The following is an 18,707-nucleotide window of genomic DNA, read 5'->3' as shown; positions in this document are numbered from 1 at the left end:
CCCGGGTCGCACCCGGCCCGGCGCCCCCGCCCGCCCGGCCCGGCGCCCGTGGGCGAGGTCAGGTCGGGCACGGACGCGAAAGGCCCGGCTCAACCCTTCGCCAGCGCCCTCGCGGGGGCGTCGGCGACGGAGTCGATCCGGGCCATCACGTCTTCGGCACCGTACGGCTGGAGGTAGGGCAGCCAGCGGGGGTCCCGGTGTCCGGTCCCGATGATCCGCCAGGCCAGACCGCTCGGCGGGGCCGGTTGGTGGCGCAGCCGCCAGCCGATCTCGCGCAGGTGCCGGTCCGCCTTGACGTGGTTGCAGCGGCGGCAGGCCGCCACCACGTTCTCCCAGGCGTGCGTGCCCCCGCGGCTGCGCGGGATGACGTGGTCGACGCTGGTCGCCACGCCCCCGCAGTACATGCAGCGCCCGCCGTCACGGGCGAAGAGCGCCCGGCGGGTCAAGGGAACGGGCCCCCGGTAGGGGACCCGCACGAAGCGCTTCAGTCGCACCACGCTGGGCGCGGGGACGACTTGGGTCTCGCTGTGCAGGAAGGCGCCGGATTCCTCGAGGCAGAGAGCCTTGTTCTCCAGGACGAGGACGAGTGCGCGGCGGAGCGGTACGACGCCGAGCGGCTCGTACGACGCGTTGAGGACCAGGACATGCGGCACGGATGCCTCCTATGACGCCGGCGGCGCGTGGCTCGCGCCGGGACGAACTGCTCTCAGTCTCCCCTCATGCCTGGCCGGAACGCCACCACGTGCCGGGATCGGGGTGACGGCCCCGGCGTGTTCTCGACCACATCGGCATGTCTCCCCTCTGTCTGCCCGGGTGAGGTCCGTCTCTCCCTCGAACAGCGCTACGGGACCATGTCCGACGCCCCGTTACTGTGGACGCTCTGCGTACGCGATGCCCTGGAGGTCCACCCGTGTCCTGGTCCGCCCTTGCGGCTGCCACCGAACCCGAGCCCATGCCGGTGACCCTCGACGAGGCGGCGGAGAAGGCCACGAGCGCGGCGAGCTGGGTGGAGGAGAACTGGTCCACCTGGCTGAACACGGGACTGCGCATCCTGCTGATCCTGATCGTCGCGCTGCTGCTGCGGATGGCGATCCGGCGGGCCCTGACGAAGCTGATCGAGCGGATGAACCGTTCGGCGCAGGCAGTGGAGGGGACGGCCCTGGGCGGACTCCTCGTCAACACCGAGCGGCGGCGGCAGCGCTCGGAGGCGATCGGCTCCGTGCTGCGCTCGGTGGCCTCGTTCCTGATCCTGGGTACGGCCGGGCTGATGATCCTGGGCGCCTTCAAGATCGACCTGGCGCCGCTGCTCGCCTCGGCCGGTGTGGCCGGTGTGGCGATCGGTTTCGGCGCGCGGAACCTGGTGACGGACTTCCTGTCGGGCGTCTTCATGATCCTGGAGGACCAGTACGGCGTGGGCGACTCGGTCGACGCGGGCGTGGCCTCGGGCGAGGTCGTGGAGGTCGGCCTGCGGGTGACCAAGCTGCGCGGCGTGGACGGCGAGATCTGGTACGTGCGCAACGGCGAGATCAAGCGGATAGGAAACCTCAGCCAGGGCTGGGCGACGGCGGGCGTGGACGTGACCGTCCGGCCGACCGAGGACCTGGAGAAGGTGCGGTCCGTGATCGTCGAGGCGGCGGAGTCCATGGCCAAGGAGGAGCCGTGGAACGAGCGCCTCTGGGGCCCGGTGGAGGTGCTGGGGCTGAGCGAGGTGCTGCTCGACTCGATGACCGTCCGGGTCTCGGCGAAGACGATGCCGGGGAAGGCGCTGGGCGTGGAGCGCGAGCTGCGCTGGCGGATCAAGCAGGGCCTGGACCAGGCCGGCATCCGGATCGTGGGCGGGCTCCCGGCGCAGGCCGAGGAGGCGGCGGCCGATCCGACCGCGGGGATGGCGGCCCCGTCGGCCTTCGCCTCGGCGACCTCGCCGCAGTCCGCGGCGGCCACCCCGCTGCCGAGGACCGACCTCAACAAGTAGGACGCGCAGCAGCCGCGCGGGAACGCGCGCCCGGGACGCCCCCGGAGGTAACGCTTTGGTTGCCTTCGGGGGCGTCTCGCGTTCCCGGGTATTGACGCCCCCGTGACGGCGCCTTATTTTCCTTCCACCGAATAGGAAACTTTCCTAACAGTGGAGTGGGAGAGACGGGCCGCCGCGAGGCAGCACAATGGCCCGACCAGCAGCCGAAGGCAGGTGCGACCTCATGGCCGGTACGACCCCGGGAACCCCCGGCACGCCGCGCGTGCTCCGCGCCATGAACGACCGGGCGGCCCTGGACCTCCTCCTGGAGCACGGCCCCCTCTCCCGGACCCGGATCGGCAAGCTCACCGGCCTGTCCAAGCCGACCGCCTCCCAGCTGCTCGCCCGCCTCGAAGCGGCCGGCCTCGTCGTCGCCACCGGCACCACCGCGGGCCGACCCGGACCGAACGCCCAGCTCTACGGGGTGAACGCGCGGGCCGCGTACGCCGCCGGACTCGACGTCAACCCGTTCCGCATCCACGCCGCCGTCGCCGACATCACCGGCGAGATCGTCGGCGAGTACGAGCTCCGCACCCCCGGCCGCGCCGCCTCCGGCGTCGTCCGTCAGGTCACCGACGCCCTCGACGGGGCCGTCAAGGCGGCCGGCCTCACCCGCGCGGAGGTCCGGCGCCTGGTCATCGGCACCCCCGGCGCCTTCGACCCGGCCACCGGACGCCTCCGGTACGCCTCCCACCTGCCCGGCTGGCACTCGCCCACCCTGCTGGAGGAGCTGGCCGCCGTCCTGCCGATGCCGTTCGAGTACGAGAACGACGTCAACCTCGTCGCCGTCGCCGAGCAGCGCGTCGGCGCGGCCCGCGGCCACGCGGACTTCGTCCTGCTCTGGAACGAGGAGGGCCTCGGCGCCGCCCTCGTCCTCGGCGGACGGCTCCACCGCGGCTTCACCGGCGGCGCCGGCGAGGTCGGCTTCCTGCCCGTGCCCGGCACCCCGCTCGTCCGGCAGGTCACCAAGGCCAACTCCGGCGGCTTCCAGGAGCTCGCCGGCGTCCAGGCCGTACCCCGGATCGCCCGCACCGTCGGGATCGACACCCCCGAGCAGCCCTACGTGCCGGTCGCGAGCGGGCTGCTCGCCCGGGCCGTCGAGACCCACGGCGAGGACCCCCGGTACGCGGACCTGCTCGACCGGTACGCCGAGCGCGTCGCCATCGGACTCTCCTCGATCGTCGCCGTCCTCGACCCCGAACTCATCGTGCTCTCCGGCGACGTCCTCGTCGCCGGCGGCGAACCCCTCCGCGCGCGCGTGCAGTCCGAACTGGCCGACCTCGCCGCCTCCCGGCCCCGGCTCGTCCTCGCCGCCGTGCCCCGGCGCCCGGTGCTGCGCGGCGCCCTCGAAAGCGCCCTCGCCACCACCCGGGCCGAGGTCTTCGACACCTCGCGCTGACCCACCGTCCCCGCTTCCCTTCCCCCGTAAGCCCTTCGCCACAGGGAGACACCGTCATGCCCGCACGTCCGCGCAAGGCAGCCGCAGCGCTCGCCGCCACCGCCTCCATCGCCCTCTTCGCCTCCGCCTGTACGGGCTCCGCGAACAACGCGGCCTCCGACGACCCCAAGGCCGAGACCACCATCACCTTCTGGCACGGGTGGTCGGACCCCACCGAGGTGAAGGCGATCACGGACAACATCGCCCGCTTCGAGAAGGCCCACCCGAACATCAAGGTGAAGGTCGTCGGCGGCATCAACGACGACAAGCTGGGCCAGGCGCTGCGCGCGGGCGGGTCGAACGGACCCGACGTCGTCTCCTCGTTCACCACCTCCAACGTCGGCAAGTTCTGCGCCTCGGGCGCACTCGCGGACCTGAAGCCCTTCATCGAGAAGTCGAAGCTGGACCTGGACAAGACCTTCCCGAAGGTCCTCCAGGAGTACACGCAGTTCGAGGGCAGGCGCTGCGCGCTCCCGCTGCTCTCCGACGCGTACGGCCTCTTCTACAACAAGGACGCCTTCAAGGCGGCCGGTCTCGACCCCGAGGCCCCGCCGAAGACCTGGTCCGAGTTCGCCAAGGTCGCCAAGACGCTCACCAAGCCCAAGGGCGACACCTACGAGCAGCTCGGCTTCATGCCGAACTACCTCGGTTACGAGACCGTCGTCTCGCACTACATGTCGCAGTGGGACCACGCGTACTTCGACAAGGACGGCAGGTCGAACGTCGGCAAGGACCCGGCCTTCGCCGAGATGATGACGTACCAGAAGTCGCTGGTCGACAGCCTCGGCGGGTTCGCGAAGCTCGACAAGTACCGCACCACCTTCGGTGACGAGTGGGGCGCGAAGCACCCCTTCCAGACCGGTCAGGTCGCCATGCAGCTGGACGGCGAGTGGCGGCTGAAGTTCGCCATGGCCGCCAAGCTCGGCTTCGAGGTCGGCGTCGCGCCGATGCCGGTCGCCGACGACGAGGTCGCCGAGTACGGCAAGGGCTACCTCTCCGGCACGATCATGGGCATAGCCCCGCAGAGCAGGAAGCAGAACGCGGCCTGGGAGCTGGTCAAGTACATGACCACGGACACGGACGCCGTGGTCGGCTTCGCCAACGACATCGGCAACGTGCCCTCCACGCTGGAGGCGCTGAAGTCCCCGGACCTGACGTTCGACCCGCGCTTCAAGACCTTCCTGGACATCGCCCGGCACCCCGAGTCCACCACCTCGGACGGCGCGGTCAACGGCTCCGCCTACCAGGACACCCTCCAGAAGTTCGCCCAGCAGTACGAGAAGGGCCAGGTCCCGGACCTGAAGAAGGGTCTCGCCGACACCGCGGCCCAGATCGACCGCGACATCGCAGCGGCGAAGTGACGGCCGGAGCCCCCTCATGAGCACGGACACCCTGCCCGCGAAGGAGGCGGCCGCCCCGGCCGCCGTCTCCCCCGGGGGACGGAACACGCTGAGGTCGAGGCGCCGGCACAACGCCCTCGTCACCCTGGCGTTCATGTCGCCCTGGCTGATCGGATTCGGCTTCTTCTTCGCCTATCCGCTCCTCTCCACGCTGTACTTCTCCTTCATGAAGTACGACGGCCTCAACCCGCCGCAATGGCGGGGACTGGGGAACTGGGCGTACGTCTTCACCGAGTTCCCGCAGTTCTGGCCGGCCCTGCGGAACACCCTCTGGCTCGGCGTCTTCATGGTCGCCTGCCGGGTCCTCTTCGGCCTCGGCGTCGGCATGCTGATCACCCGGATCAAGCACGCGACCGGGATCTACCGCACCCTCTTCTACCTGCCCTACCTGGCGCCGCCGGTGGCCGCCACACTGGCCTTCGTCTTCCTGCTCAACCCCGGCACCGGCCCGGTCAACTCGCTCCTGGAGGCGGTCGGCATCCCCGCCCCCTCGTGGTTCAACGACGCCGACTGGTCCAAGCCCGCCCTGACAGTCCTCGCCGTGTGGGGCGTCGGCGACCTCATGGTCATCTTCATGGCCGCCCTGCTCGACGTGCCGAAGGAGCAGTACGAGGCCGCCGAACTCGACGGCGCGTCCGCCTGGCAGCGGTTCCGCTTCATCACCCTGCCGAACATCTCGCCGATCGTGCTCTTCGCGGTCGTCACCGGGGTGATCGGCGCGATGCAGTACTACACCCAGCCGATCGTGGCCGCGAAGGTCGCCTCGGGGAAGATGGGCGGCTCCGGCGAGGTCTTCGTCCCCGGCTACCCGGACGACTCCACGCTGACCCTCCCGCAGCTGGTCTACAACCTCGGCTTCAGCCAGTTCAACTACGGCACCGCCTGCGTCGTCGCGCTGGTGCTCTTCGCCTTCTCCATGGCCTTCACCGCGCTCCTGATGCGCCGGCGCGGCGGCCTGATCGGCTCGGGTGACTGACTCATGACGACCGCGACCCCTCCCGCCCGCGACCGCCTCGCGGCCGGCCCCGCCGAGAAGAAGGCCCGCCGCAGATCGCTGCTGCACTGGATCGCCGTGCACTCGCTCGGCATCGCCGCCGCCCTGTTCTTCGTGCTCCCGTTCGTCTTCGTCCTCCTGACCTCCCTGATGAGCGACCAGCAGGCGCTCACCCGGGACCTGACGCCGGACTCCTGGCACTGGGACAACTACGTCCGGGTCATCGAGACCCCCGGCTTCCTCACCTGGTGGAAGAACTCGCTGCTGTACGCGGGGCTCGGCACCGCCCTCGTCGTGGTGTCCTCGATACCCGTGGCGTACGCGCTCGCCAAGTTCCGCTTCCGCGGCCGGCACCTGTCACTGCTGCTGGTCATCTCGATGATGATGCTGCCGCCGCAGGTCGTGATCATCCCCATGTACCTGTTCTGGGCCCAGCAGATGGACCTCTCCGGCACGCTCTGGCCGCTGATCGTCCCGATGGCGTTCGGCGACGCCTTCGCCATCTTCCTGCTGCGCCAGTTCCTGCTGACCATCCCGAACGAGTACATCGAGGCCGCGAGGATCGACGGGTGCGGCGAGTTCCGCACCCTCGTCCGCGTCGTCCTCCCGATGGCCAAGCCGGGCATCGCCGCCGTCGCCCTGTTCCAGTTCTTCTCCTGCTGGAACGACTACTTCGGGCCGCAGATCTACGCCTCGGACAACCCGGGCGCCTGGACGCTGAGTTACGGACTGGAGTCCTTCAAGGGCGCGCACCACACCGACTGGAATCTGACCATGGCCGCGACCGTCCTGGTCATGGCCCCTGTGATCCTCGTCTTCTTCTTCGCCCAGAAGGCGTTCGTCGAGGGAGTCACACTGACCGGAGTGAAGGGCTGACGCACACCATGAAGCTCACTGTCGTAGGGGGCGGTTCCACCTACACCCCCGAACTGATCGACGGATTCGCACGACTGCGCGACACCCTGCCCCTCACCGAACTCGTCCTCGTCGACCCGGCTGCCGACCGGCTCGACCTGGTCGGCGACCTGGCCCGGCGGATCTTCGCCCGGCAGGACCACCCGGGCACGATCACCACCACCTCCGACCTCGACGCCGGCGTCGAGGGCGCCGACGCCGTCCTGCTCCAGCTGCGGGTCGGCGGACAGGCCGCCCGCGAGCAGGACGAGACCTGGCCCCTGGAGTGCGGCTGCGTCGGGCAGGAGACCACCGGCGCCGGCGGCCTCGCCAAGGCGCTGCGCACCGTCCCGGTCGTCCTGGACATCGCCGAGCGGGTCCGGCGCGCCAACCCGGACGCCTGGATCATCGACTTCACCAACCCCGTCGGCATCGTCACGCGCGCGTTGCTCCGGGCCGGACACAAGGCCGTGGGCCTGTGCAACGTGGCCATCGGCTTCCAGCGGAAGTTCGCCGCGCTGCTCGGCGTCGCCCCGGCCGAGATCCACCTGGACCACGTCGGGCTCAACCACCTCACCTGGGAGCGGGCCGTGCGCCTCGGCGGCCCCGACGGCGAGAACGTGCTGCCCCGGCTGCTCGCCGAGCACGGCGACGCCGTCGCCGACGACCTGCGGCTGCCGCGCACGGTCCTCGACCGGCTCGGCGTCGTCCCCTCGTACTACCTGCGGTACTTCTACGCGCACGACGAGGTCGTCCGGGAGCTCGGTACCAAGCCCTCACGGGCCGCCGAGGTCGCCGCGATGGAGAAGCAGCTCCTCGACCTGTACGGGGACCCGGCGCTCGACGAGAAGCCGGCCCTGCTCGCCAAGCGGGGCGGCGCCTTCTACTCGGAGGCGGCCGTGGACCTGGCCGCCGGCCTGCTGGGCGGGGGCGGTTCGCCGTACCAGGTGGTCAACACGTACAACCACGGCACCCTGCCGTTCCTGCCGGACGACGCCGTCATCGAGACGCAGGCCGCGATCGGCGCGGACGGCGCCGTGCCGCTGCCCGTCGCGCCGGTGGACCCGCTCTACGCCGGTCTCGTCGCGAACGTCACCGCCTACGAGGACCTGGCGCTCGACGCCGCGCTGCGCGGCGGCCGCGACCGGGTGTTCAGGGCGCTGCTCGCGCATCCGCTGGTGGGTCAGTACGCCACCGCAGACGGGCTCACCGACCGGCTGATCGCGCACAACCGGGAGCACCTCGCGTGGGCGTGAACCCGGACGGCGTCCTCCTCGCGATCGACGCGGGGAACAGCAAGACCGACGCCGCGGTCCTCGCCCCGGACGGCACCGTCCTCGGCGCGGCGCGCGGCGGCGGGTTCCAGCCGCCGGTGGTGGGGGTGGAGACGGCCGTCGACACCCTGGCGGAGATCGTCGGGCGGGCCTGGGCGGAGGCCGGCGGGCCGGCCTCCGCCCAGGCCCGCCCGACGATCTCCGCCAGGGCGACATGGGCGAACGCGGGGGGAGGCCGGCGACGCCGGGTCCTCCCCCGCGTTCGCCCATGTCGCGGCCTGTCTCGCCAACGCGGACCTGCCCGTCGAGGAGACCGCCCTGCGGGACGAGCTCCTCCGCCGGGGCTGGAGCCGGTCGGTGCGGGTGCACAACGACACCTTCGCGATCCTGCGGGCCGGGATCGACGAGCCGCGCGGGGTCGCGGTGGTCTGCGGCGCGGGCATCAACTGCGTCGGAATGACCCCGGACGGGCGGACCGCGCGGTTCCCCGCGATCGGGAAGATCTCCGGGGACTGGGGCGGCGGCAGCGGCATGGCCGAGGAGGCGCTCTGGTACGCGGCGCGCGCCGAGGACGGGCGCGGGGAACCCTCCGCGCTGGCCCGCGCACTGCCGGCGCACTTCGGCCTGGAGACGATGTACGCGCTGATCGAGGCGCTGCACCTGGGTCATGTGCCCATGGAGCGGCGGCACGAGCTCACCCCGGTCCTCTTCCGGGTGAGCGCGGAAGGGGACCCGGTCGCACTCGGGCTGGTGCACCGGCTCGCGGAGGAGGTCGTGGCGCTCTCGGCGGTCGCCCTGGGGCGGCTCGGGCTCCTGGAGGAGGAGGCGCCGGTGATGCTGGGCGGCAGCGTGCTCGCCGCGCGGCATCCGCAGCTGGAGACGCGGATCCGTGAACTCCTCGCCGAGCGGGCGCCGAAGGCGGTCATCGGCTTCGTGACGGCGCCGCCGGTCCTCGGGGCGGGACTGCTCGCCCTGGACGAGGCGGCGGCGGGCCCGGAGGCCGCGGCCCGGCTGCGGGACCACTACGGGGCCTGAGACGCGGGCGGTCGCGGGGCGTTCCCTCCACCGGAGGGGACGCCCCGCCCGCATGTTCACCTGTTCGAGCGATGTCCGAGACGGAACCGATCACGGCCGCGCGACGTATTCAGAGTGAGGGGATGCGCCCCTCGACGCGAGGGGGCTCGCCCGCGGATGTGCCGGGGGCATGCGGCACGATAAGAACAAGATCCAGTCAATCCCGGTGTGCGGACGGCCCCCTGCGGCCATACTGCAGGCCGGACCGGCCGATGTCGGCGACCAGGGGGAGGTCACGTGACACACCCGCCGAACGCACCCGCCGCCCCGGCGGGCAGTGCGGCGCAGGCGCCCGCGCGCCCGGCCGGCGTGCCCGCGCAGCCGTCCCCCGCGCCGGGTGCCGCCCCGCCCGCGGGGCGGAGCGCATGGTCCGTGGGACGGGAGCGGCTGCGGGTCGCCACGACGACCGAGCCCGGCCGGCTCCAGATCCTCGGAGCCGTCCTGGCCCTGCTCGTCGTCGCGTTCGGCGCCGTCACCGCCCTCCAGGTCGACGACCGGACCACCGCCGCCGACGACGTCGTCAGCCGCAGCCAGCCGCTGTCCGCCGACGCCGCCGCGATCTACCGCTCCCTCGCGGACGCCGACACCACCGCGGCCAGCGGCTTCCTCGCGGGCACCCTGGAGCCCGCCGAGTCCCGCGCGCGGTACGACCGGGACATCGCCACCGCCGCCCGGCTGCTGGTCAAGGCCGCGGCGAGCACCGACGGTTCGGGTCCCTCCGCCCGCGAGATCGCCACCCTCAACCAGCAGCTCCCGCGCTACACGGGCCTGATCGAGCGGGCCCGCGCGGCCAACCGGCAGGGCCTGCCGCTCGGCGGGGCCTATCTGCGGTACGCCAGCCAGCAGATGACCAGCACGCTGCTGCCCGCCGCCGAGCGGCTGTACGAGGCCGAGACGGTACGGCTCCGGGAGGACGACGCGTCGGCCCGCAGCTGGCCGCTGCTCGCCCTGGGCCTCGGGCTGGGGACCCTCGCCGCGCTGGCCTGGGCCCAGCACCGCACCTACGCGCGGACGAACCGCGTCCTCAACCACGGCCTCCTGGCGGCGACCGCCGCGACGGTGGCCGTACTGCTCTGGCTGATCACCGCGCACACCGTCGCCCGGGCCGGCCTCGACACCGCGCGGGCGCAGGGCCAGGAGTCCCTCCAGGCGCTCAACACGGCCCGGATCGGATCCCTCACGGCCCGCGCCAACGAGAACCTGACCCTGGTCGCCCGGGGCGCCGTCCTCACCGAGGACGGCAGGAACGACAAGTACGAGGCCGCGTACACGTCGAGCATGGCCACCCTGACGTCCGCGCTCGCCACGGCCCGGGAGCACGCGGACGACGACGCCGGCCGCGGCCCCGTCGACGAGGCGGCCTCCCGCACCGCCGAGTGGAAGCAGCGCCACAAGGACGCCCGCGCCAAGGACGAGGCGGGCGACTTCGAGGGCGCCCTCGAACGGATCGTCGGCTCGGAGGGATCGGGGCGGGCGGGGCAAGCGGAGCAGGCGGGGCAGGCGGGGAACTCGACGGGGCAGTCCTTCGACCAGGTCGACGCGGCCCTGGACCGCGCCCTCGCGCACGAGCAGGACGAGTTCACCCGCGCCGCCGGGGACGCCCGGGACGCCCTGACCGCGCTGCCGCTCGGCGCCGCGGCCCTCGGGATACTGGGCGCGGCGGGTGCCGTGCTCGGCATCAACCGCAGACTGTCGGAGTACCGGTGAGAGGGGGCGGGATGCCGAACGGCACGTACCCGCTGGTGCGGCGGACGGCGCAGCGCTTCCGGGGCTGGGGCGGGGTGGCCGCGATGGCCGTGGCCTGCGGGCTCACCGCCTCGCTCACCCTGCTCCCGCTGGCCCACGACGGCGCCGACGCGGCGGCCGCGGCCGGCGCCTCGGGGCCCGGCGTCGGCACCGGGGTGCAGATCAAGGCGGACACCTGCGACAAGCCCTGGGCCTCCCTCACCCCGTCGACCGCGGACGGACCGGCCGTCGAGGCGATCAGGAAGCGCGGCAAGCTCGTCGTCGGCGTCGACCAGTCCAGCTACCGCTGGGGCTACCGCAACCCGGAGACGCGCGCGCTCGAAGGCTTCGACATCGACCTGGCGCGGGCCATCGCCAAGGACCTGCTGGGCAGTCAGGACGCCGTCATCTTCCGGGCGATCCCCACGAACCAGCGGATCGCCGCCCTCGACAGCGGCAAGGTCGACCTCGTCGTGCGCACCATGACGATCAACTGCAAGCGGATCCAGCAGGTCGCCTTCTCCACCGCCTACTTCCAGGCCGGGCAGCAGGTCCTGGCGCCCAAGCTCGCCACGGACATCACCGGTTACGACACCTCGCTGAAGGGCCGCCGGGTCTGCACCGCCGAGGGCTCCACGGCCTACGAGGCCCTGGAGGAGAACTCCTTCGGCGCCCTGTACAAGGACGAGGGCGACGGCACCAAGGACGACCCTGACCTGCTGACCGTGCCCAACCAGCTGGACTGCCTGGCCCGGCTCCAGATGGGCGAGGTCGACGCCGTCGTCACCGACAACGCGCTGGCGGCCGGCCAGGCCGCGCAGGACCCGGCGGTCGAGCTCAAGGGCAGACCGTTCACCACCGAGTTCTACGGCGTGGCCGCCAAGCTCGGCAACGACGACCTGGTCCGCCGGGTCAACCAGGTGCTCGTCGGCTACCGCCAGGGGCCCTGGCAGCAGGCGTACCGCACCTGGCTGGAGAAGGACCTGCCCGGGATCACCGGGCCGCCCGCTCCTCTGTACAAGTAGCGCCGGGCACCCCGTACGACCAGCCCCGTACACGGAGAGGAAGAGGTGATCGATGGGCGTCACGGGACCCCCTGGGCCGGTGATGGACCGGGACGAGGCGGACCGTGCGCTGGCGCGCCTCGGAGCCGAGCACAAGGCCGTCGAGGACTCGCTCCTCGCACTCCAGGACCACGCGGGCCGCAGGCTGCTCGAAGGGGCGGAGCTGACCGGCACCACCCGGGACCGCTGGGCGGCGACCGAGCGGACCATCACCCTGCTCTGGACCTGCTTCGAGGTGTACACCGGGGCCCTGCGGGAGGCCCGCGAGGTACGCGCCCGGCGCCGCTGGCCCGGCCGCGACGAACTCGTGGAGCTGACGGACCGGCTGCGCGGGGAGAGCGTCCACGTGGCGGGCGGGGCGGGTGAGCCGGGGCTGCTCACCGAGCGGTTCACCCTGGAGGGCCTGGTCCGCCGGATGAACGAGCTGTACGCCTCCTCGCTCGACGTGGTGGTGACCGCCGACGCGGTCTGGTCCGCGCTGCCCGCCCGGATAGACCTCCTCGCCGCCGAGCTGGGCCGGACGCGCTCGCTCGCGCACTCGGTCGGGGTGCGGCCCGGGGAGCACCCGGCCGGGGACGAGCTGGAGGACATCACCGCCGAGCTGGGCGCGCTGCGTTCCCAGGTCGTCACCGATCCGCTGGCGTTCTGGCGTCCGGCGACGGGGAGTTCGGCGCCCGGCGGGGGACGTCCGGACACCGGGCGGTACGACCGGGCGGCGCTGGCCCTGGAGGACATCAGACGGGAGATCGAGGCGGTGCTCGCGGTCCGGCAGGACTCCGAGGACCGGCTGCTCCGGCTGCGGGACGTGCTGTCCCGGGCGGACCGGACGCTCGCCGAGGCGCGGTCCGCGCGCGGCGAGGTCCTGGCGAAGATCGCGGCCTCCGAGGTGCCGGCGGTCAGCGGTCCGCCGACCGCGCTCCAGGAGCGGCTCGTGGCGGCCGCCGAGTACCGCAGGCACGCCCAGTGGCACCGGCTCTCCCCGCTCCTGGAGTCGCTGGAGCGGGACGCGGAGGACGAGCTGCTGCGGGCCCGTGAGTCGCTGACCGCGGTCACGGCCCCGCTCGCGGTCCGGGCCGAGCTGCGCGGCCGGCTCGACGCGTACAAGGCCAAGGTGGCGCGGCTCGGGGCGGCGGAGGACCCGCTGCTGGTGGAGCGGTACGACGCGGCCCGCCGGATGCTGTGGAGCGCGCCCTGCGACCTGCGGGTCGCGGAACAGGCCGTGCTGCGCTACCAGCAGGCGGCGGCGGACGTCCTGTCCGGCCCGAGGGACGCGGGAGAACGACAGTGGTGAGCGGGGACCAGTGGTGAGCGGCGGGGAGACGGGTGTGGGGAGCTGTCAGCGTCCTTCGTGCGAGGGTTCGTACGAGGACATGGGGGCCGGCGAGCTGTACTGCGACACCTGTGGCCTCGCCCCGGTGGTCGCGGCCGGCGGGCTGATCGGCTCGACGCCCACGGGCGTGGCCGTGCCGGGCCGCAACACGGGCCGCGGCGCGGGCGCGGGCGGAGGCGCCGTCGGGGGGCCGGACTCCAGCTCCTCGCGGAGCAGTTCGCGGGCGTCCTCGCGGGCCTCGTCCCGCTCGTCGACCTCCCGCCGCTCGGTCTCCGGGCGGCTCTCGCGCTCGCTCTCCGGGGCCTCCGCGTCCCGCTCGGTGTCGGTGCGCAGCTCCGGCACGTCGACCGGCCAGTCCGCCCGGAACCGGCTGGGCGCCGGTCTGGTGTCGATCCCGGAGGTGCCGCGGCCGGACCCGCGGGGCGCGGTCATGGAGAACCCGGAGGTCCCCGAGCGGAAGCGTTTCTGCTCCCGTGCGGACTGCGGTGGGCCGGTGGGCCGTTCGCGGGGGGACCGAACGGGCCGTACGGAGGGCTTCTGCACCAAGTGCGGGCACCCGTACTCCTTCGTGCCGAAGCTGCGCGGCGGGGACATCGTCCACGGCCAGTACGAGGTGGCGGGCTGCCTCGCGCACGGCGGCCTCGGCTGGATCTACCTCGCCGTCGACCGGGCCGTCTCCGACCGCTGGGTCGTCCTCAAGGGCCTCCTCGACACCGGTGACCAGGACGCGATGGCCGCGGCGATCTCCGAGCGCCGGTTCCTCGCCGAGATCGAGCACTCCAACATCGTCCGCATCTACAACTTCGTCGAGCACCTCGACCAGCGCACCGGCTCCCTCGACGGCTACATCGTCATGGAGTACGTCGGCGGCAAGTCCCTCAAGGAGATCGCCAACGAGCGGCGGACCCCGGACGGCCGCCGCGATCCGCTGCCGGTCGAGCAGGCCTGCGCGTACGGGATCGAGGCCCTGGAGGCGCTCGGCCACCTGCACAGCCGCAACCTGCTGTACTGCGACTTCAAGGTGGACAACGCCATCCAGTCCGAGGACCAGCTGAAGCTCATCGACATGGGCGCGGTCCGGCGGATGGACGACGACGAGTCCGCGATCTACGGCACGGTCGGCTACCAGGCGCCGGAGGTGGCCGAGGTCGGGCCGTCGGTGGCGAGCGACCTGTACACGGTGGCGCGCACCCTCGCGGTGATGACCTTCGACTTCCAGGGCTACACCAACGTCTTCGTGGACTCGCTGCCGGACCCGGGCAACATCCCGGTCTTCCGGACGTACGAGTCGTTCTACCGCTTCCTGGTGCGCGCGACCGACCCGGACCCGGCGCGCCGGTTCTCCTCCGCGCAGGAGATGGCGGAGCAGCTGACGGGCGTACTGCGCGAGGTCGTGGCGCTCCAGTCGGGGCGGCCCCGGCCCGCGCTGTCGACGCTGTTCGGCACGGAGACGCGGGTCACGGACACGACCCTGTTCGCCGAGCAGACGGACGACGTGTCGCTGCTCGGGGCCCGGCGGAGCCGCGCCGGGGCCGTACCGGTCGGCGGGGCGGCGGGGGGCGCGGGGCTCGGTGTTCCCGCCAGTGCCGGGCTCGGGGCGCTGCTCGCGCCGCTCGACACGCCCGCCCTCGCGCTCGCCCTGCCCGTGCCCCGGGTGGATACGGGCGACCCCAACGCGGGGTTCCTCGCGGGGCTCGCCGCCGCCGCGCCCGGCGAACTGCTTTCCGCGCTGCAGGCCGCGCCCGCGCCCTCCACGGAGCTGCGGCTGCGGACCCTGCGGGCCGAGCTGGAGCTGGGCGACCTGCCGGGCGCCGCGCGGACCCTGGCCGGTCTGGAGGAACGCGACCCGGACGACTGGCGGATCGTCTGGTACCGGGGCGTCGCCTCCCTGGTGACCGGCGACCACGAGCACGCGGCGCTCTCCTTCGACGCGGTCTACGACGCCTTTCCGGGCGAGCCGTCGCCGAAGCTGGCCCTCGGGATCTGCGCCGAGGTGCTGGGCCAGCTGGACAACGCCGCCGAGTACTACCACCTGGTGTGGACGACCGACCCGAGCTTCGTCAGCGCGGCCTTCGGGCTGGCCCGGGTGCGGCTCGCGGCCGGGGACCGGACCGGGGCCGTACGGGCTCTGGAGTCCGTTCCGGAGGCCTCCATCCACTACACCGCCGCCCGGGTGGCGGCCGTGCGGGCGCGGCTGCGGCGGCGCCCGCCGGGGGACCCGCTCGCCGCCGATCTGACGGCGGCCGCGGCCCAGGTCTCGGCGCTCCAGGGCTTCGGTCTGGACGCCGTGCGCCGGGAGCAGTTGTCGACGGAGGTCCTCGGGACCGCCCTGGACTGGGTACTCTCCGGTAGTCCCGGTGCGGAACCGGGCGGCGGCGCGCTGCTGCTCGGAAGTGAACTGGACGAACGCGGACTGCGCTTCGGCCTCGAACGCTCGTACCGGGTGCTGGCCCGGCTCGCCCAGCGGGGCGAGGAGAGGATCGAACTGGTGGAGCGGGCCAACCGTTTCCGCCCCCGGACGTGGGTGTGAGGATGTCCCAGAAGCCGAAGCCGTCGCACGGCCTCACCGTCTGCCCGGACTGCGCGGAGCCGCTGGAGTCGGGTGACCGGTTCTGCGGGGCGTGCGGCCACGACCTGGCGGCCGTGCCGGCCGCCGGGGCCGAGCCGGACCGCCCGACCGTGGCCATCGTCGCCCCCGCCTGGCCGGACGCCCCGCCGCGCGACCCCGGTTCGCTGTCCACCGCCACCCAGCACCCGGGCGACCTCCCGGGCACCGACTCCGGCGGCCGGGACCTGCCCACGATGGAGGTCCGCACGGACGGACCGGTGCCGCCGGCCGCCGGAACCGCCGGCCGGACCGCGGCGGGTGGCGGCGACTTCGAGCTTGCCGCGCCCGACCCGCGGACGGCGGTCCGGGCGGACCCCGCTCCGGCGGCCGCGGCCGCCCCGGCACCGCAGGCGGGCGCGTCCGGACCGACCGCCGGGCATCCGGCACCGGCCCAGGCCGCCGCCGAGCCCGGCTCCGCGCTGTGCGTGGCCTGCCGGGCCGGGCGCGTGGACACCGACGGCTACTGCGAGAACTGCGGCCACGCGCAGCCCCGCGAGCGCGACCACATGGAGCGGGAGCTCACCGGCGTCGCCGCCGTCTCCGACCGCGGGCTGCGCCACCACCGCAACGAGGACGCGTTCGCCGTGTCGGCGACCACGCTCCCCGACGGCTCCCCCGCCGTCCTCGCGATCGTGTGCGACGGCGTGTCCTCGGCCACCCGGCCCGACGAGGCGTCCGCCGCCGCGGCGGAGGCGGCCGGCGCCTCCCTGCTCGCCGCGCTGCCCCGGGGCACCCACCCGCAGCAGGCGATGCACGAGGCGATCGTGGCCGCCGCCGAGGCCGTCAACTCCCTCGCGGAGGAGCCGGGTCAGGACGGCGCCGAGCACGACCCGCACCGCCACCGCAACGCCCCGGCCTGCACCATCGTGGGTTCCGTCGTGGCCGACGGCCTGCTCGTCGTCGGCTGGGTCGGCGACAGCCGGGTCTACTGGGTGCCGGACGACCGGGCCACCCCGCCCGCCCGGCTCACCGAGGACGACTCCTGGGCCGCGCAGATGGTCGCGGCCGGTCTGATGAACGAGGCGGAGGCGTACGCGGACGAGCGCGCCCACGCGATCACCGGCTGGCTCGGCGCCGACGCCTACGAACTGGATCCGCACACGGCCGCGTTCAAGCCGGACCGGTCCGGTGTGGTCGTCGTCTGCACGGACGGCCTGTGGAACTACGCGGAAGGGGCGGAGGACATGGCGAGGGTCGTCCCGGCCGACGCCTCCGACCGGCCGCTGCACAGCGCCCAGGTTCTCGTCGGCCACGCCCTGGACGGCGGCGGCCACGACAACATCACGGTCGCGCTGGTGCCGTTCACCGCCGTCCCCCCGGGGGCCTGACCGGCCTGAGCGGCCTCCGGATCCCCCGTACCTCCGTCGTCCGACCGTTGTTGCCCGAGGAGCCGTAACGAATGGCGAACTTCTCCAAGTCGACCGTGCCGCAGTTCTCGGTGGACGTCTACCAGAACGAGTTCCTGCCCGAGGGCGGCCGGGACGTCAGCGCGATCGTCACGGTCACCTCGACCGGCGGCGGCACCACCGGCCGGCAGCCGCTCGGCCCGGCGGGCGGCAGCGCGGCCGGTGTCGTGATCATGGTCGACTGCTCCGGCTCGATGGACTACCCCGCCACCAAGATGCGCGGGGCCCGCGAGGCGACCGCCGCCGCCGTCGACACCCTGCACGACGGCACGTCCTTCGCCGTGGTCGCGGGCACCCACGTGGCCAAGGAGGTCTACCCGGGGGACGGCCGCCTCGCCGTCGCCGACGCCCGGACCCGGGCCGAGGCCAAGGAGGCGCTGCGCCGGCTGAGCGCGGGCGGCGGCACGGCCATCGGCACCTGGCTGCGGCTCGCGGACCGGCTGCTCTCCTCCGCCGACCTCACCATCCGGCACGGCATCCTGCTCACCGACGGCCGCAACGAGCACGAGTCGCCGGAGGAGCTGCTGGCCGCCCTCGACGCCTGCGCCGGCCGCTTCACCTGCGACGCCCGCGGGGTGGGCACCGACTGGGAGGTCAAGGAGGTCACCGGGATCGCCTCCGCGCTGCTCGGCTCCGCCGACATCGTCGCCGACCCGGCCGCCCTCGCCGCCGACTTCACCGCGATGATGGAGCAGACCATGGGCAAGGGCGTGGCGGACGTCACGCTGCGCCTGTGGACCCCGGTCGGGGTGGAGATCGCCTACGTGAAGCAGGTGGCCCCGAAGGTCGAGGACCTCACCGCGCGGCGGACGGAGGCCGGGCCGCGCGCCGGGGACTACCCGACGGGCTCCTGGGGCGACGAGTCCCGCGACTACCACGTGAGCGTGCGGGTCCCTCAGGCCGCGATCGGCCAGGAGATGCTCGCGGCCCGGGTCTCGCTGATCGCGCCGGACCCGCTGGGCGGCGACCCGAGGCCGCTGTCCCAAGGACTGGTACGGGCGGTGTGGACCGACGACCTGGCGATGTCGACCTCCATCAACCCCCAGGTCGCCCACTACACGGGCCAGGCGGAGCTCGCGGACGTCATCCAGCAGGGTCTTGATGCCCGCAAATCGGGCGATCACGACGGTGCCACGGCGAAACTGGGCCGCGCGGTGCAGCTCGCGGCGGCCTCCGGCAACGCGGATACGGCGAAACTGCTTTCGAAGGTGGTCGACGTGGTCGATGCGGCGACCGGTACTGTGCGTTTGAAGGCGAAGGTCGCGGAAGCGGACGAGATGACACTCGAGACCCGCTCCACCAAGACCGTTCGCGTCAAGAGGTAGCCCGGCCACGGGCCGGACGACGAGAGGGGGAAGCACCGACATGCCTACCTGCCCGAACGGACACCAGTCGGTCTCCGACGACTGGTGCGAGGTCTGCGGTCACCCTGGCCGGGCGGACCGAACCGGTCGCCCTCGCCGGGCGGACCGAACCGGTCGCTCTGACC

Annotated in this window: 13 protein-coding genes and 1 pseudogene; 13 read left to right on the top strand and 1 reads right to left on the bottom strand. The window is 73.2% G+C overall.

Annotated elements, in window-relative coordinates; translation table 11 throughout:
* Positions 1-89: 89 nt before the first annotated feature.
* Positions 90-653, bottom strand: a complete 564-nt coding sequence (locus EAO70_RS19025; protein ID WP_148005233.1) for an HNH endonuclease — start codon at positions 651-653, stop codon at positions 90-92.
* 299 nt (positions 654-952) lie between these two features.
* Here EAO70_RS19025 and EAO70_RS19020 point away from each other — a divergent pair, with 299 nt between their 5' ends.
* From EAO70_RS19020 to EAO70_RS18960, 13 genes and pseudogenes are all read left to right on the top strand, one after another.
* On the top strand, positions 953-1,972 hold the full coding sequence (locus EAO70_RS19020; protein ID WP_148005232.1) for a mechanosensitive ion channel family protein: 1,020 nt from the start codon (positions 953-955) through the stop codon (positions 1,970-1,972).
* Positions 1,973-2,195: 223 nt separating this feature from the next.
* The gene (locus EAO70_RS19015) at positions 2,196-3,410 is read left to right on the top strand and encodes an ROK family transcriptional regulator (protein ID WP_148004100.1); all 1,215 of its coding nucleotides are present in this window, start codon (positions 2,196-2,198) and stop codon (positions 3,408-3,410) included.
* Between the two features lie 56 nt (positions 3,411-3,466).
* Positions 3,467-4,810, top strand: coding sequence for an ABC transporter substrate-binding protein (locus tag EAO70_RS19010; RefSeq protein ID WP_148004099.1), 1,344 nt, complete (start codon positions 3,467-3,469; stop codon positions 4,808-4,810).
* Between the two features lie 16 nt (positions 4,811-4,826).
* Positions 4,827-5,825, top strand: a complete 999-nt coding sequence (locus EAO70_RS19005; RefSeq protein ID WP_187283948.1) for a carbohydrate ABC transporter permease — start codon at positions 4,827-4,829, stop codon at positions 5,823-5,825.
* A 3-nt stretch (positions 5,826-5,828) separates the two neighbouring features.
* A complete protein-coding gene (locus EAO70_RS19000; protein WP_148004098.1) occupies positions 5,829-6,719 on the top strand; it encodes a carbohydrate ABC transporter permease in 891 nt (296 codons plus the stop codon).
* A gap of 8 nt (positions 6,720-6,727) precedes the next feature.
* Positions 6,728-7,993, top strand: a complete 1,266-nt coding sequence (locus tag EAO70_RS18995; protein ID WP_148004097.1) for a 6-phospho-beta-glucosidase — start codon at positions 6,728-6,730, stop codon at positions 7,991-7,993.
* Positions 7,984-9,046, top strand: a pseudogene (locus tag EAO70_RS18990) (N-acetylglucosamine kinase). Before EAO70_RS18995 ends, EAO70_RS18990 begins: the two are co-directional and overlap by 10 nt.
* Before the next feature lie 276 nt (positions 9,047-9,322).
* The gene (locus EAO70_RS18985) at positions 9,323-10,792 is read left to right on the top strand and encodes a hypothetical protein (RefSeq protein ID WP_148004096.1); all 1,470 of its coding nucleotides are present in this window, start codon (positions 9,323-9,325) and stop codon (positions 10,790-10,792) included.
* Positions 10,793-10,803: 11 nt separating this feature from the next.
* The gene (locus EAO70_RS18980) at positions 10,804-11,835 is read left to right on the top strand and encodes a glutamate ABC transporter substrate-binding protein (protein ID WP_148004095.1); all 1,032 of its coding nucleotides are present in this window, start codon (positions 10,804-10,806) and stop codon (positions 11,833-11,835) included.
* A 52-nt stretch (positions 11,836-11,887) separates the two neighbouring features.
* Positions 11,888-13,165, top strand: coding sequence for a hypothetical protein (locus EAO70_RS18975; protein WP_187283947.1), 1,278 nt, complete (start codon positions 11,888-11,890; stop codon positions 13,163-13,165).
* 79 nt (positions 13,166-13,244) lie between these two features.
* Positions 13,245-15,734 carry a serine/threonine-protein kinase gene (locus tag EAO70_RS18970; RefSeq protein ID WP_148005229.1) on the top strand — a complete coding sequence of 830 codons (2,490 nt, stop codon included), beginning with the start codon at positions 13,245-13,247 and terminating at the stop codon, positions 15,732-15,734.
* Positions 15,735-15,736: 2 nt separating this feature from the next.
* A complete protein-coding gene (locus tag EAO70_RS18965; RefSeq protein ID WP_187283946.1) occupies positions 15,737-17,140 on the top strand; it encodes a PP2C family serine/threonine-protein phosphatase in 1,404 nt (467 codons plus the stop codon).
* Positions 17,141-17,211: 71 nt separating this feature from the next.
* Positions 17,212-18,543 carry a vWA domain-containing protein gene (locus tag EAO70_RS18960; RefSeq protein WP_148004093.1) on the top strand — a complete coding sequence of 444 codons (1,332 nt, stop codon included), beginning with the start codon at positions 17,212-17,214 and terminating at the stop codon, positions 18,541-18,543.
* Positions 18,544-18,707 lie beyond the last annotated feature (164 nt).

Origin of the sequence: Streptomyces sp. adm13(2018) (genome assembly GCF_008042145.1) — a bacterium.
Classification (GTDB): Bacteria; Actinomycetota; Actinomycetes; order Streptomycetales; family Streptomycetaceae; genus Streptomyces.
This window is presented reverse-complemented; position numbering and strand designations above follow the sequence as displayed.

What these genes read in the sequence shown, in the direction of transcription:
- EAO70_RS18995 (WP_148004097.1), top strand. Translation starts at nt 6,728, where the DNA reads ATGAAGCTCACTGTCGTAGGGGGCGGTTCCACCTACACCCCCGAACTG.
- EAO70_RS18965 (WP_187283946.1), top strand. Translation starts at nt 15,737, where the DNA reads ATGTCCCAGAAGCCGAAGCCGTCGCACGGCCTCACCGTCTGCCCGGAC.
- EAO70_RS18980 (WP_148004095.1), top strand. Translation starts at nt 10,804, where the DNA reads ATGCCGAACGGCACGTACCCGCTGGTGCGGCGGACGGCGCAGCGCTTC.
- EAO70_RS19020 (WP_148005232.1), top strand. Translation starts at nt 953, where the DNA reads ATGCCGGTGACCCTCGACGAGGCGGCGGAGAAGGCCACGAGCGCGGCG.
- EAO70_RS18970 (WP_148005229.1), top strand. Translation starts at nt 13,245, where the DNA reads ATGGGGGCCGGCGAGCTGTACTGCGACACCTGTGGCCTCGCCCCGGTG.
- EAO70_RS19015 (WP_148004100.1), top strand. Translation starts at nt 2,196, where the DNA reads ATGGCCGGTACGACCCCGGGAACCCCCGGCACGCCGCGCGTGCTCCGC.
- EAO70_RS19000 (WP_148004098.1), top strand. Translation starts at nt 5,829, where the DNA reads ATGACGACCGCGACCCCTCCCGCCCGCGACCGCCTCGCGGCCGGCCCC.
- EAO70_RS19005 (WP_187283948.1), top strand. Translation starts at nt 4,827, where the DNA reads ATGAGCACGGACACCCTGCCCGCGAAGGAGGCGGCCGCCCCGGCCGCC.
- EAO70_RS19010 (WP_148004099.1), top strand. Translation starts at nt 3,467, where the DNA reads ATGCCCGCACGTCCGCGCAAGGCAGCCGCAGCGCTCGCCGCCACCGCC.
- EAO70_RS18960 (WP_148004093.1), top strand. Translation starts at nt 17,212, where the DNA reads ATGGCGAACTTCTCCAAGTCGACCGTGCCGCAGTTCTCGGTGGACGTC.
- EAO70_RS18975 (WP_187283947.1), top strand. Translation starts at nt 11,888, where the DNA reads ATGGGCGTCACGGGACCCCCTGGGCCGGTGATGGACCGGGACGAGGCG.